Genomic DNA, 13,557 nt, shown 5'->3' with positions numbered 1-13,557 from the left:
AGCAAAGTATGACTCAGAGTGATGCTCAGTTAGAACCAGTAGTTTATCAAGGGCAGTTTGGAGAGTTTACGTTAACCGGAAGCGATCGCACTGGTGTAATAATCTATCGCACCGGGTTAATGGTAGCAGCTTTAAGCTTTGCCTTGGGTAGCTGGTTAGTATTGGGAACAAATACAGTCCAATTGTCCTTACTAACTCCGTTATATGCTTGTTTTTGTTTAGCATTGGGTGTCAGCTTAGTTACCATCCATATTTACCTAGAACCACTGCATCGACTATTACAAGCTTTTTGGGTAATTGGTGCGGTTTCGGCAACTGTTTTGGCACTCCAAAGTAGCGAACCTCTGGCTTTAACTGTATACAATAACCCAGTTACACTTTTCGGGATTGGCTTTACCTTTGTGTCGTTAACGGGGATCTATTTTAAAGAAGGTTTTTGCTTCCACCGGTTAGAAACAAAAATTCTCACGCCTTTAGTTCCAGTTCTATTACTAGGGCATCTAGCTGGCGTTTTACCAGTTTCAGTAGAACAGAAATTATTAGGAGTTTGGGCAGTGCTATTTATCGTGTTTGCTTTGCGAAAAACTGTTCAACAAATTCCTGATGATATTGGCGACAAGTCGGTTTTTGCTTATTTGAAACAACAGCGTTCAGCGACTTGATATTATTTCTCAATCCCTGGTTAAGTTTGGGAACGAGAATATTTTGAGAAAGAAGCCTACCGACGCGAATGTGCGAAAGTAAGTGCCAACTACTGGAGCCTTTATCTGATGAGTATGCTGGAATCTGAATGGCGACGAGGGTAGGTAATTGGTAGAAGAACGCGCCTTTTGGCTGGCATGGTCGCAAATTCCTAAAATTGGGCCAATTTTGCTTGGACGCTTGCAAAAGCATTTTGGCACACTCTCGGAAGCATGGCTTGCCAGTCCTGCTGCCTTGCGAGAGGTAGAGGGGTTTGGGCGTCAGACAATTGAGGTAGTGGTAGAGAAGCGATCGCGCCTTAATCCGGGACAATTATTAGAGCAACACTCGGCAAAAAATCCCTGTTTCTGGACACCAGCTGATGCAGATTATCCCCGCTTACTCCTAGAGACTCCTACCCCGCCGCCAGTGCTGTACTATCGCGGCAAAGTCCAACTTCTGGAAAATCAAGGCATTACGCCGATGGTTGGCATTGTCGGGACTCGCAAACCCTCCGAGTATGGCAAGCGTTGGACTCGCAAAATCAGCACAGTGCTGGCAAAAAATGGCTTCACAATTGTTTCTGGTATGGCAGATGGAATTGACACAGAAGCACATCGCGCCTGTATAGAAGCTGGAGGACGAACGCTGGCAGTTTTAGGTACTGGCGTGAATGTAGTTTATCCCAGGAACAATAAGTCTTTATACGAACAGATTTTGCATCACGGATTAGCCTTAAGCGAGTATCCAGCAGACACGCCACCAACACGGGAACATTTTCCCCCACGCAATCGAATTATTGCTGGTTTGAGTCGCGCAATTATGGTGATGGAAGCGCCTACAAGATCCGGTGCTTTGATTACTGCCGACTATGCTAATGAGTTTTGTAGAGATGTCTATGCTTTGCCTGCAAGATTAGATGATCAGCAGTCAATGGGTTGTCTGAGATTGCTTAATAAGGGAGCTATGTCGTTTCTTGATGAAGCACATTTGTTAGAAATGTTAGGAGCAATTCCACAACTCGATTCGGTGCAGCAATTAGAATTATTTAATCAATCTTCCTTGCCGGATTTGGAACCGGAACTTAAACAAGTTTTGCAAGCTATTTCCCTTGAACCTGCGCCGTTTGATTTAATTGTGCAGCAGGCTGGTTTAACGCCAGGTTCTGTATCCAGCGCGCTGTTGCAACTAGAATTACTTGGGTTAGTGTCGCAATTACCGGGAATGCGCTATCAAAGATGTTAGAAAAACCACCTCCTAATGGATGAACCAGTAGGGTGAATTGCTCTCACCCGCTTGGATGAGCTGGTTAAGGGAAGCGATCGCGCGATCGCTTCAGTAATTTATAAATACTGATTGCAGTTTTGTAAGGTAGGCAATACCTACAAAATACAGTTTTATAGCTAACACTAAAAACGCAAATTACCAATTACCAAATTTATATGACAGATAATATTGAATTTGGCACCTTTTCCAACTCTGACGAAAGTCAACAGCTTTTAGCATTACTGTGCCAGTGCTTCAATGCTCCACCCAGCGACGATCAATATTATGCCAATCTTATCGGCTTAGACAACTTTCGGGTAATCCACAAAGATGGACGAGTAGCTGGAGGATTAGCCATCCTTCACATGGGACAATGGTTCGGTGGTTCTAGCGTCCCGATAGCAGGAATCGCATCTGTTGGCATTGCTCCTGAACATCGAGGAACAGGCGTAGCGGCGGCGATGATGACACAACTTGTCAAAGAGCTTTACGAAGCGGGTGTTCCTATATCAACACTCTACGCCTCTACGAGTGCGCTTTATCGGAAAGTTGGTTACGAACAGGCAGGGAACTATTGCCGTTTGTCGGTGCCAGTAGACAGTATCCTGCTAAAAGATCGCACTCTCCCCATTTTTTCAGTAGCAGCAAATCAGCACGAAGTTTTTCACGAATTATACCGCCAACGAGCGATCGCATCCAGTGGCAACCTAGATCGAAATCAGGCAATTTGGAAAGGAATAATCGAGTCCAAGGAAGAAACGATTCACGCCTATCTAATTGGTGCTGAAGACAAACCACAAGGTTACGTCATTTTCAGCCAAAAGTGGGGAGAAAAAGGCTACAACCTACTAATTAGAGACATGGTGGCAATAACACCAGCAGCAGCACGTCGTCTGTGGACTTTCTTCGCCGATCACCGCTCTTTAGCAGAGAATGTTATTTGGCGGGGTATGGCAATCGACCCTTTTTTAGGTTTACTTTCCGAGCAAACTTACAAAATTACTGCTTTAGAAAGATGGCTAGTGCGAGTAATTAATGTGCCAAAAGCCCTTTCATTACGCGGCTATCCGGCTGGTGTAGAGGCCGAATTGCATTTGGAAATTCAGGATAACATTCTACCCGATAATAATGGGAAGTTTATCTTAGCAGTTTCCGGAGGTCGCGGTGAAGTAACTAAAGGCGGAAAGGGAGAATTACGCTTAGATGTGCGGGGATTATCGCCTTTATTCACAGGTTTGTTTACACCTCATCAACTGCAAACAATTGGGCAAATTGAAGCAACTGCTGATGCAATCGCCGCAGCAACGCAAATATTTGCGGGTTCGGAACCTTGGATGTCCGATCATTTTTGATAACAAGTTAGAAGTAGCGTAGCAATTAGCTATTAGCCAGAAACTGATCAAAATCTGGTACATCTACCCAGCAACCTGTTTTATGGGATTGATGGGTTAAATCCATTAATAGCTGAGAATAAACCCCTTCTCGCAGCGATGGCGTGACTGCCTTTCCTGCGTCAATTCCTTTCACCCAGTTATCTACAACTCTGATAAATGGTGCCAAACGCCCATCAGTGTAATTTTGGGGAAACAGCAAATGATTAGGGATTTCTATCTCAGCTAGGGATTTACCCACGCCTGCACCCCAGAGGCGAAAACCATGCACGTAATCTTTTTGATTGTCGCTGCCCAAGACTAACGTCCCGCGATCGCCATATACTTCTATCCAGTGGGTTCGGCTTGCATAAACTACGGAACTGATACAAACTTGGCACGGCGTACCATCCGCTAAAAGCAGCATCAACGTACAAGTATCATCAGCATCCACAGCCTTCATTTCCCCCGTCTCTGGAACTGGACGAAAGGGAATCCCCGTAATCAACTGGCCGCATAGTCGCTGCACGGGTGCAAACAACCAACTAATATAATCAAAAGCGTGAGAACCAACTGCCCCCAAAGCACCGCCGCCTTGGTCTTTCCGAGCATACCAGTTCCAAGGGCGCGAGGCATCAGCGCGACTCGACACCAACCAATCTATTTTAATCAGGCGCTTTTCTCCTACATACCCTTGCGCCAATAATTCAGCAAATTTTTGCCATGCGGGGACAAAGCGAAATTCAAAATCCATTGTAGCGATCGCGCCAACCCGGATCGCCATATTGTGCAATTCTCGCGCTTGGGTTGCTGATAAAGCTGTCGGTTTTTCTAATAATAAATGCTTCCCAGCTTGCAACACAGTCTTTGCCATTTCGTAGTGCAAAAATGGCGGCGTTGAGATACTGACAGCATCAACATCCGACAGGGTGACGATTTGTTCTAGGTTGTCGCCAGCGTGAGGAATGTTGTGGGCAGAAGCGATCGCTCTTGCTTTCTCCAAATCCCGGTGATAAACTGCCACTACCTGAGTGCGCGGATGTGCCTGAAATCCGGGAATGTGAATTTTCTGGCCAAATCCCGTGCCTACAACGGCTACGTAAACATTGCTGAGTGTCATGCTATTGCCGATTTAAACTTTTCCACCCATTCAACCACTTGATGACCTAAACGAGTGCTGTTTAGTCGGTCGGCTTCTCGGATACCAGTGGGACTGGTAACGTTAACTTCAGTAAGGTAGCCGCCAATTACATCAATACCAACAAAAATTAAGCCATCCCGTTGTAATGTGGGCGCTAGTTGGGTGCAAATTTCCCGCTCTCGTTCGGTAATTTCCGTCTCGGCGACTCTACCACCGACTGCCATATTACCGCGAAATTCTTTACCTGTGGGAATGCGATTTAATGCCCCAATTGGTTCGCCATTGAGTAAGATAATTCGCTTATCTCCATCTTTAGCGGCAGGTAAATAGGTTTGTACCATGACGGGAACTCGTCCCTGAAGGGTACTCAGTTCAATTAGGGAATTAAAATTGCGATCGCTCGCATCTAAAAATAATATCCCCTCTCCCGCTTTCCCACCCAGGGGCTTTAATACAGCTGTCCCTTTTGCTTCCAGAAATTCGCGAATTACCCCTTTATCGGCACTGACAATCGTTTCTGGAATTGCCTCCGTAAACTGGAGTGCATACATCTTTTCATTTGCCGCTCTCAGCCCTTTGGGGGCATTGATAACCAACGTTTGAGCAGGATCGATATAGTCCAGAATGTACGTCGCGTAGAGGTAAGGAACCGTCACTGGCGGGTCGGTTCGCATGAAAACCGCATCCATTGACTCAAGGGGCGAGAGGGTGCGATCGCCCACAGCAAACCACACCGACTCTCCCACCCACAGTCCGTTCACCAGATGCACTGGTGTCAGTTGCACCGGCTCCAGCACCGCCCAAGCCTTGCCATCCACCACATTCAATAAATTAGCCTGAGTTATCCAAACCTCGTGACCAAGTGCTTGCGCGGCTTCCATCAGCGCCACGCTGCTATCGTGACCAGGATCTAGCCGTTCGATGGGGTCAATGATAAATGCAAATTTCATTTTAGATATCAGCTAGCGGCTTTTTGTTCATTGTCGATTGTCCGTAGACGTGTGAAGAGGAAAGAAAGTTAGAACGTTTCAACTTCCCCACTCTTGACAGACCAATGACTTCTTATTGCAGGAGTTGATCAAGTTTACCTTGAGCCTCTAGGTCATAGGTATCATCGCACCCACCGATGTGCTGATTGTTGATGAAAATCTGAGGTACTGAACGCCGCCCATTCGCTCGTTTTGCCATTTGCGATCGCGCTGCCTCGTCCCCATCAATACAATACTCTGTATACTCAACGCCCTTTTCATCGAGTAAAGCCTTGGCGCGGATGCAGAATGGGCATCTGCTCCAGGTATAAATTTCCACGTTAGCAGCCATCTTGTCCTTAAATATTCATTAATATTTGTTAATCCTAGTCTACCCAAGTACATTAACTTTTCCCTGTCAAAATTAAATCCCTTAAAAAAACGCCTCTCACTTCTCAAGGAAGTGAGAGGCGTTTTAAGTAATACGTATCTCTACAGAAGAAAAAGCTTTCCTTTAAATAGCCTTTGAGACTACTTTTTGATGCCTTTGCGACTTTTGCCGAAACCCCAGGTTACTAAACCTGTCAGTAAGATGGCACTCATTGTATTGGGTTCAGGAACTTCCTTGGTTCCGCCTGTCTTACCATCTGTGTTACTACCTGTCTTACCATCTGTGTTACTACCTGTCTTATCATCTGTGTCACTACCTGTGTCACCACCATCGCTATAGTCAACTCCGCTACCGCCATTGCTGTAGTCAACGCCAGTACTACTGCTAGGAGTGGGAACTGGAGTTGGTGCGGGAGCTGGTTCAGGATTTGTAGCTGGAGTTGGTTCAGGATTTTCAACAGGAGCTGGAACTGGAGTTGGTTCGGGAGTGGGTACTGGAGTTGGTACTGGAGTGGGAACTGGAGTGGGAACTGGAGTTGGTACTGGAGTGGGAACTGGAGTTGGTACTGGAGTGGGAACTGGAGTGGGGGCGATCGCGACTGGATTATTCACAAAGGCTTCACTTCCCTCATTACCAAAGGCTTGGACGTGGAAACCCAAGCGCAGCGCACCACTTGTCAAATCGCTAAAGACATTGCTTAACGTTTTGCCTGGATCTAAATTAAACAGGATACTAACCCATTCTCCAGGATTCACACCCATCTGTGACGTTGGCTGGTTAGCATCCACTACGAAATCTTCTGAAAACTTGACAGTATTCCCGCCCGGCAGATTACCTTTGTTCGCCTCAGAAAACGACACTCCGCTGCCGCTATCGGTAATTGAGATTATGTTCTTCAAAACGCTGGAGTCATCCCAGTAAAGTTGGGTGATCGAAGATAGTTGCGTTCCGATGTTGCTGAACTTAAACAAAACCTGAGTAGCGGAAAGAGTTTCTCCACCGCTAGCGTCGGTGACATCTACAAACAACTGGGATTCCCCAGTTGCCTCGTTCATGGCGTTATTGTGAGTAATGTTGTTAAAGCCGAGCTGAATGGCTTGCGCTTGTGTGGCGGTTAAGACAGAAGATACAACAGCAACACCAGCAGCCAGTAAAGAATGTCCAATTAATGTCGAAAATAACCGTGTCATTGTAATTAAAACCTGAGTTTGTTTGAGAATGTATTGAAGTTGCGCTAGGGGAAGCGTGACCTTTCACTTCCATGCTGGGTTGTAGATAGCAGGAAGGTTAACCCTGATTTCAATAATTGGAACTTGTAGCTTAGCCTTGTTTTAATCAAAGCTAATGTTTACCTAGCTGCTTCAATTTCCACTATAGACACTCTTTTGCTGAGTGTCTATTACTAAAAGTCAATCTTTTTTGTATCTTCATTTACTCTCAAATTTTGATAAAAATACTGTGTAATTTACTGATATAAATTGATGAATATATTTGATATTTATCGGCTGTGTCCTGACTTACGCTTATACAAAAACCACCGAAGCTATTGCAGGAGAAGGCTTCTGAGTCAATCAAAAACTTTTTATAGAAATTTTTTATAACTAATGATTGTAAGTATTACTTATTAACTACAAATCCAAGATCAGCATAAATACGTAAACAAAAACAGTACCAAGGTCTAACTTAGGAAATTTTAAGTATATTCCGATTATTAGTAGCGTTAGATATAAATTAGACTGTGAAAGGACACAAGAAGTTTCATAGCAATCCTTGCGGTGCTTGTAAAATATTTTTTTCGTTTGTAAAGCAAGTATTTCTCCGGCGACAGCCTATGATAGCCAATCCTAGGGTTTACAACCGATTTAGTAAGCTGGTGGAGATTTGATATTCTTAAATTCGTCAATAAAGAAATAGTTAACCAATAAGTAACCGAAGCCCATATTTATGAGGGTATTTACCGAAAAACATGGTATTAAATGAGGCTGCTAAAATTTGACGCAGTATTTCCATGCAGAGGCTAGACTGCTTAGAAATCAACGCTTAGCAGGAAACTACTGATGAGCGATCGCGCTTTAGCAGTATATATTTACGAAAGCGAATTCATAGTCCCTCTGGGAGATTAAAGAGGATCGCTTGGCTCTTTGAGTAAACAACCGGGAAATTACCTAAATTGTTAGGGGTAAGGCATCGAAGAGATAGAGAAAAGGGGTATTGGTGAAGAGGAAGACGAAACAGTTGCATTCTTGTGTTCCACAACGCGGAGCAACGGCCAAAATGCCGATCTAATCGCCTCCGCTCCTCCTCCTCAGTCCCTTTCATTGTCAAACGGTGTCACTCAAATAAGCGATAGACTATAGCCTAGACTCGATAATATCCTTGTAAAAGCTCCATATAGCCTACTGCCGATGTTAATGTTGAAATACAGGTGTGCAGAGCGAGCTGTCCAAAAAAGCAGATTTTTTGCTCTAGCGGGTTATATAAGTTTTGAGAGTGAGCCAAATCACAAGTTTATATTGCACTAAATGGCAGACGTTTTGGCGACTAAACTGCTAAGCTTTTTAAATTAATACCAAGAGCTAGAGTCCTCATTCGGACGTGCGTCCCACAAGAGGCAGTAGCGTCAAAAAAAGTTTCCTCAAGAAACGCTTGGTCTATCGGCACCTGCAATCATGCCAGTGAGCAGTTGTAATTCATACTCAAATTTAAGCATAGGGTCGTCTACCAAAGCACTTTTTAGTATGTCAGTAGAAGTTATACCATTTGGTATAGCTTGGCAACCACGGTTCTACCTAGCGCTTGGGTTAAACAGAGCAGGGCATTTCCACGCGATCGCTCACCTGGATGGCACAAACAATATGCAGAACCGAAAACCTTACTGATGGATCGCAATCGGAACCCTACAGGGAACACCCATGTCTAGCATACAAAACCTGTTCACAATTCACTTTTGGGGCGTTAGAGGAAGTATTGCCTGTCCGGGGCCGGAGACAGTCCGGTATGGCGGCAATACGCCTTGTGTGGAGATGCGCGTGGGTGGTGAACGCCTGATTTTTGATGGCGGCACTGGCCTACGAGTTTTGGGGCAATCGCTCCTGTCCCAAATGCCAGTGGAAGCTTATATGTTTTTCACGCACTCCCATTGGGATCACATTCAGGGGTTTCCCTTCTTCGTCCCTGCTTTTATCAAAGGGAATCGCTTCCACATTCACGGAACGATTGCTCCCAATGGCTCGACGCTGGAGCAGCGCCTGAGCGACCAAATGCACCACCCAAATTTTCCCGTACCTTTGCAGATCATGGGAGCCGATTTAAAATTCTACGATCTGCCAGTAGGTCAAAAGGTGGAGATTGGGGAAATTACGGTTGAGAATGCGCTACTCAACCATCCAGGGGAAGCTGTGGGTTATCGCGTTAACTGGCGAGGCTGTGCGGCTGCTTATGTTACGGATACAGAACATTTTTCAGACACTCTAGATGAAAAAGTTTTGTGGCTGGCGCGGAATGCAGATGTCCTGATTTATGATGCCACCTACACGGATGAGGAATATTCCTCACCAAAATCCTCTAAAGTCGGCTGGGGACATTCCACATGGCAGGAAGCGGTGAAAGTGGCGCGGGCAGCTAATGTGAAAAAATTGGTGATTTTCCATCACGATCCCCTACACAATGATGATTTTCTCGATCGCACTGGCGAGTTAGTAGCTCAACAGTTTCCCGATGCGATCATGGCCAGAGAAGGGCTGTCAATTCAGGTAGCGCCCCCTACTGTGCAGAATGCGATCGCTCAAAAAGAGGCAGGTGTCTCAGCCTGAACAATTCATGGTCAACAGTCAATTAGCAATTGGCTACTGACTAATTACAAAATTATGTAAAGATGTAAAGCGTGTGGGTTACTTCTTCTCCTAACACTGCTATAACACCAACCGCTGTTGCTCTGGGAAACTTTGACGGAGTGCATCGCGGGCATCAACAGGTAGTCAGACCAATTTTAGAGGTTTCTGGCGCTCCTGCTGCCCTGACGCTTCCTAAATCGGCCCTAAATCGGCGGGAGCAAAACCATTGGCTGAGCCTGCGGGAGAATGCTCATCAGTCCTCAGAAACGGGGATGCAAACAGATGAACATCTAATCTCAACGGTAGTGACATTCAATCCGCATCCCAGAGAGTTTTTTACTGGTCAACGCCGAGGCTTGCTGACACCCCCGCCGGAAAAGGTGCGACAACTCAAGACGATGGGTGTAGAACAGTTAGTGCTGTTGCCATTTGACCGGCAATTAGCTTCTTTGAGTCCGGAAGATTTTGTAGAAAAGATTTTGGTGCAGCACCTCAAAGCCCGTCGCATCAGTGTAGGAGAGGATTTTCGTTTCGGGTGCAAGAGAGCGGGAACAGCAGCAGATTTAAAAGCGATCGCAGGCTCCTATGGCATCCCAGTCACCCTTGTACCCTTGGAAACCTGTGAAGGAGAACGTATCAGCAGTTCCATCATTCGTCAAGCTCTAGAGTCAGGAGATTTAGAGCAAGCAAACCGCCTGTTAGGGCGCTCCTACACGCTCACAGGATTAGTAGTAAAAGGGCAGCAACTCGGCAGAACCATCGGATTTCCCACCGCCAACCTGCAATTGCCTCCAGAAAAGTTTTTGCCCCGTTTTGGCGTTTATTGTGTCAGAGTCTATAACGAAGTCGAGAGCCTTTCGCAAGGCACACAGCCACAGGCAACAGGCAATATAGAAACCCAAGCAACTAGCCTCACCACAGCAAAAGAGGCTTCTGTCTTGCCTATAGAAGCCATTGGGGTGATGAATATTGGCTGTCGCCCCACTGTAGAAGGAACTTCTCCGACTGTAGAAGTTCACCTGTTAGATTGGTCTGGGGATTTGTATGGAAAGACCCTAACAGTGAGCTTAGAAAAGTTTTTGCGTTCAGAACAAAAATTTACTTCTCTAGAAGCCCTCAAAGCCCAAATTCATGCAGACTGTGAAGCTGCAAGAGATTTTTTGAGTAGTCATTAGTTATTATCAGCCCGAAAAAGCGATCGCTTGCACCAGTGACGATGAGCATCACAATTTTGCCCTGAAATAAAGCCATGAACTAAAGTTCGAGGCTCAAAGCTAAAGTCAGTTAAAACTGGCTGAAATACAGATTTTATTAAAGAAAGGTTTCAAGTCGTTAAAATCGGTTTACACTTTCTAGTGTGAAATTTATTTCAAAGCCTGTGGTGATAGGTTCAATTGAGGTGAGTAAAGATAACAACTGACAACAGACCATAAATTAATGACAATGGAATAATAACTAATGATTAAAGACTATGAGACAACGTATTGAGCAGCTTAACCAAAATTTAAGCCGTACTATTGTAGGAAAAGCAGATGCCATTCGCTTAGTGCTGGTAGCGGTACTTTCCGGTGGTCATGCTTTGCTCGAAGATGTCCCCGGTGTTGGCAAAACTTTACTGGCAAAATCTCTGGCACGCTCCATCGACGGCAAATTTCAGCGAATTCAATGCACCCCTGACCTTTTGCCTACAGATATTACCGGAACGAATATCTGGAATCCCGCTTCAAGAGAGTTTGAATTTTTGCCGGGGCCAGTGTTTGCTAATGTGCTGCTGGCAGACGAAATTAACCGCGCTACACCCCGCACCCAGTCTGCTTTGCTAGAAGTGATGGAGGAACGACAAGTTACCGTAGATGGGGTTTCTCGCACTGTACCTAGTCCGTTTTTTGTCATCGCCACTCAAAACCCAATTGAGTATCAGGGTACGTTTCCCTTACCAGAAGCTCAAATGGATCGCTTTACTCTTTCCTTAACCTTAGGCTATCCCACAGAACAAGAAGAACTCCAGATGCTGCAACGCCTCGCTGAAGGCGTGACGGTAGAAGATTTGCAACCGTGTATTTCTCTGGAAGATGTGCAGGAGTTACGGCGTTTATGTCAAGGCGTGAAGGTGGAGATATCTTTGCAACAGTACATCCTTGACTTGGTGCGGGCAACAAGGGCAGATGAAGAAATTACTCTGGGTGTAAGCCCTCGCGGTACAGTTGCCTTACAGCGTGGCATCCAGGCGCTAGCTTTTCTGGAAGGGCGGGATTATGCTATTCCCGATGATGTAAAATTCTTGGCACCTCACGTTCTTTCCCACCGTCTCATACCATCTGGTGGTCGCCGTGCTAAGACAATTGTGGAGCGACTGCTGCGCTCAGTTCCCATTCCGTAAGCCAGAAAATGAATATTGAGCAAGCTTTTAATGCTGCCGCAGCAGATTATGATAAGCTACGTCGCACCCTGATTCCATGTTTTGATGACTTTTATGGAACGGCGGTTCAGGTCATACAAATTGAGCGTACAGTACCGCTGAAGGTTCTTGATTTGGGTGCGGGGACTGGGCTTTATTCGGGTATGGTTCAGGCAGCGTTTCCTGTAGCAGAATTTACCCTGATTGACTTAGCGGTTGAGATGTTAGAAATAGCTAAGTCTCGATTTAGCAGCATGGGTAAGTCTCCCAGAATCGTAATTGACGATTATGTTAAGGCTGATTTGGGAGGGCCATATGATTTAGTTATCTCTGGCTTATCGATACACCATCTATGCGATTCTGACAAAGAACATCTTTTTCGGCGAATTTACGATGCCTTGAGTCCAGGGGGGATGTTCGTTAACGCGGATCAGGTACTAGGCACAACTCCTGAATTAGAGAAACTTTATCGACGACAGTGGGTTGACAAAGTTGGCGCTATGGGTATCTCAGATGAGGAACTAAATGCTGCCAAAAAACGTATGGAATATGATCGCATGGCACCTCTGGAGGATCAACTTGGTTGGTTAGAAGCGGCTGGTTTTGTGGACATAGATTGTTGGTACAAGAATTTTAGTTTTGCGGTGTTTGGTGGGCGCAAATGAAGCGACTCTGGAATGCGCTCCCTTTGTGGGCGGGGTTTTGACTGCTAATGCTGCTTTGGAATGGGTTTTGTGAGGATGGGACGAAAAGTTAGATCGACACAACGGCAACAACTAAGGAAAGAAGTAGCGAAAGGTGGGAAACGCAAGCGATCGCTATTTACTTTATTTTTGCTACTTTTAGTCTGGAGTCTTATCTTGGGCTGGGGGCTGGCACAAGCAAGGGATGTCAGCAGTCAGTCGTCAGTAAAGAGCGAACAGAGGTCAAGTTTGAAAGTTGAAACTTTGGTAGATTCTAATAACTTGACAGCTTTCCAATCGGACATCTCTCAAGCGCCAACAAACAACGGACAAGCGACAACTGACCCGGTTTCCGGTCGCCTCCAGCTAGGGCAACAACTTTACCTGGACAACTGTGCCACCTGCCACCTTGCTCTACCTCCAGGGGTTCTCCCTAGCGAAACCTGGCAAAATCTGCTGCAAGAGACGCAGCAGCATTACGGAACCAAGCTACCGCGCATCATCACTCCCACACTTTTACTAATGTGGGACTACCTGCGTACTTATTCTCGTCCACAGTTAGAAAAAGAAGCAGTGCCGTATCGGGTAACAGAATCTCGCTACTTAAAAGCACTCCATCCCCGCGTCAACCTTCCTCAACCAACTACACTCTCCAGCTGCCTTACCTGTCATCCCGGTGCCGAGAAATATAACTTCCGTAGTCTGACCGCTGAATGGGAAAATTCACCCTAACTTGGGTGGGAAGCCCGTACCGTTTCAGCCTGAACGAAAATGATACGATAATTTTAGGTTTTAGATTTTAATCCAAAATCTAAAATCATCGCCA

At 45.7% G+C, this 13,557-nt stretch carries 13 protein-coding genes; 9 read left to right on the top strand and 4 right to left on the bottom strand.

Going from position 1 to position 13,557, the window contains the following annotated elements:
• Positions 1 to 8 precede the first annotated feature (8 nt).
• The 3 genes from H6F74_RS25845 (at position 9) to H6F74_RS25835 (ending at position 3,299) form a co-directional block, all read left to right on the top strand.
• On the top strand, positions 9 to 662 hold the full coding sequence (locus tag H6F74_RS25845) for a DUF2301 domain-containing membrane protein (RefSeq protein ID WP_190444994.1): 654 nt from the start codon (positions 9 to 11) through the stop codon (positions 660 to 662).
• A gap of 148 nt (positions 663 to 810) precedes the next feature.
• Complete coding sequence (gene dprA / locus H6F74_RS25840; protein WP_190444993.1) at positions 811 to 1,926, top strand: DNA-processing protein DprA; 1,116 nt, start codon at positions 811 to 813, stop codon at positions 1,924 to 1,926.
• 197 nt (positions 1,927 to 2,123) lie between these two features.
• Positions 2,124 to 3,299: a GNAT family N-acetyltransferase gene (locus H6F74_RS25835; protein ID WP_190444992.1), complete on the top strand. Its 1,176-nt coding sequence runs from the start codon at positions 2,124 to 2,126 to the stop codon at positions 3,297 to 3,299.
• Between the two features lie 25 nt (positions 3,300 to 3,324).
• Here the strand turns inward: H6F74_RS25835 and H6F74_RS25830 are convergent, their stop codons facing one another.
• From H6F74_RS25830 to H6F74_RS25815, 4 genes are all read right to left on the bottom strand, one after another.
• Positions 3,325 to 4,437 carry a Gfo/Idh/MocA family oxidoreductase gene (locus H6F74_RS25830; protein ID WP_190444991.1) on the bottom strand — a complete coding sequence of 371 codons (1,113 nt, stop codon included), beginning with the start codon at positions 4,435 to 4,437 and terminating at the stop codon, positions 3,325 to 3,327.
• A complete protein-coding gene (gshB, locus tag H6F74_RS25825; protein WP_190444990.1) occupies positions 4,434 to 5,408 on the bottom strand; it encodes a glutathione synthase in 975 nt (324 codons plus the stop codon). Before gshB ends, H6F74_RS25830 begins: the two co-directional genes overlap by 4 nt.
• Before the next feature lie 112 nt (positions 5,409 to 5,520).
• Complete coding sequence (gene grxC, locus H6F74_RS25820) at positions 5,521 to 5,778, bottom strand: glutaredoxin 3 (RefSeq protein WP_190420839.1); 258 nt, start codon at positions 5,776 to 5,778, stop codon at positions 5,521 to 5,523.
• Between the two features lie 179 nt (positions 5,779 to 5,957).
• Entirely contained in the window at positions 5,958 to 7,007 is a 1,050-nt protein-coding gene (locus H6F74_RS25815) for a hypothetical protein (protein ID WP_190444989.1), read from the bottom strand.
• A 1,548-nt stretch (positions 7,008 to 8,555) separates the two neighbouring features.
• On the opposite strand from H6F74_RS25815, the gene H6F74_RS25810 reads away from it, so the two are divergent.
• The 6 genes from H6F74_RS25810 to H6F74_RS25785 all read left to right on the top strand — a co-directional run bounded on the left by H6F74_RS25810 (position 8,556) and on the right by H6F74_RS25785 (position 13,463).
• Positions 8,556 to 8,696, top strand: a complete 141-nt coding sequence (locus tag H6F74_RS25810) for a hypothetical protein (RefSeq protein ID WP_190444988.1) — start codon at positions 8,556 to 8,558, stop codon at positions 8,694 to 8,696.
• A 33-nt stretch (positions 8,697 to 8,729) separates the two neighbouring features.
• Positions 8,730 to 9,629 carry an MBL fold metallo-hydrolase gene (locus H6F74_RS25805; RefSeq protein WP_190444987.1) on the top strand — a complete coding sequence of 300 codons (900 nt, stop codon included), beginning with the start codon at positions 8,730 to 8,732 and terminating at the stop codon, positions 9,627 to 9,629.
• A 71-nt stretch (positions 9,630 to 9,700) separates the two neighbouring features.
• A complete protein-coding gene (locus tag H6F74_RS25800) occupies positions 9,701 to 10,825 on the top strand; it encodes a bifunctional riboflavin kinase/FAD synthetase (RefSeq protein ID WP_190444986.1) in 1,125 nt (374 codons plus the stop codon).
• Between the two features lie 296 nt (positions 10,826 to 11,121).
• A complete protein-coding gene (locus H6F74_RS25795; protein ID WP_190444985.1) occupies positions 11,122 to 12,030 on the top strand; it encodes a MoxR family ATPase in 909 nt (302 codons plus the stop codon).
• Between the two features lie 8 nt (positions 12,031 to 12,038).
• Entirely contained in the window at positions 12,039 to 12,713 is a 675-nt protein-coding gene (locus H6F74_RS25790; RefSeq protein WP_190444984.1) for a class I SAM-dependent methyltransferase, read from the top strand.
• 75 nt (positions 12,714 to 12,788) lie between these two features.
• Positions 12,789 to 13,463 carry a diheme cytochrome c gene (locus H6F74_RS25785; protein ID WP_190444983.1) on the top strand — a complete coding sequence of 225 codons (675 nt, stop codon included), beginning with the start codon at positions 12,789 to 12,791 and terminating at the stop codon, positions 13,461 to 13,463.
• The last annotated feature ends 94 nt before the right edge of the window (positions 13,464 to 13,557 follow it).

It is taken from the genome of Trichocoleus sp. FACHB-90, assembly GCF_014695505.1.
GTDB classification, from domain to species: Bacteria; Cyanobacteriota; Cyanobacteriia; order Cyanobacteriales; family FACHB-T130; genus Funiculus; species Funiculus sociatus.
The sequence above is the reverse complement of the archived record's forward strand: the minus strand, read 5'-3'. Positions and strand labels throughout refer to the sequence as shown.

Excerpts from the sequence above, each read along its gene's own strand:
- H6F74_RS25845 (WP_190444994.1), top strand. The coding sequence starts at position 9 with ATGACTCAGAGTGATGCTCAGTTAGAACCAGTAGTTTATCAAGGGCAG.
- H6F74_RS25835 (WP_190444992.1), top strand. The coding sequence starts at position 2,124 with ATGACAGATAATATTGAATTTGGCACCTTTTCCAACTCTGACGAAAGT.
- H6F74_RS25830 (WP_190444991.1), bottom strand. The coding sequence starts at position 4,437 with ATGACACTCAGCAATGTTTACGTAGCCGTTGTAGGCACGGGATTTGGC.
- gshB (WP_190444990.1), bottom strand. The coding sequence starts at position 5,408 with ATGAAATTTGCATTTATCATTGACCCCATCGAACGGCTAGATCCTGGT.
- grxC (WP_190420839.1), bottom strand. The coding sequence starts at position 5,778 with ATGGCTGCTAACGTGGAAATTTATACCTGGAGCAGATGCCCATTCTGC.
- H6F74_RS25815 (WP_190444989.1), bottom strand. The coding sequence starts at position 7,007 with ATGACACGGTTATTTTCGACATTAATTGGACATTCTTTACTGGCTGCT.
- H6F74_RS25810 (WP_190444988.1), top strand. The coding sequence starts at position 8,556 with ATGTCAGTAGAAGTTATACCATTTGGTATAGCTTGGCAACCACGGTTC.
- H6F74_RS25805 (WP_190444987.1), top strand. The coding sequence starts at position 8,730 with ATGTCTAGCATACAAAACCTGTTCACAATTCACTTTTGGGGCGTTAGA.
- H6F74_RS25795 (WP_190444985.1), top strand. The coding sequence starts at position 11,122 with ATGAGACAACGTATTGAGCAGCTTAACCAAAATTTAAGCCGTACTATT.
- H6F74_RS25790 (WP_190444984.1), top strand. The coding sequence starts at position 12,039 with ATGAATATTGAGCAAGCTTTTAATGCTGCCGCAGCAGATTATGATAAG.
- H6F74_RS25785 (WP_190444983.1), top strand. The coding sequence starts at position 12,789 with ATGGGACGAAAAGTTAGATCGACACAACGGCAACAACTAAGGAAAGAA.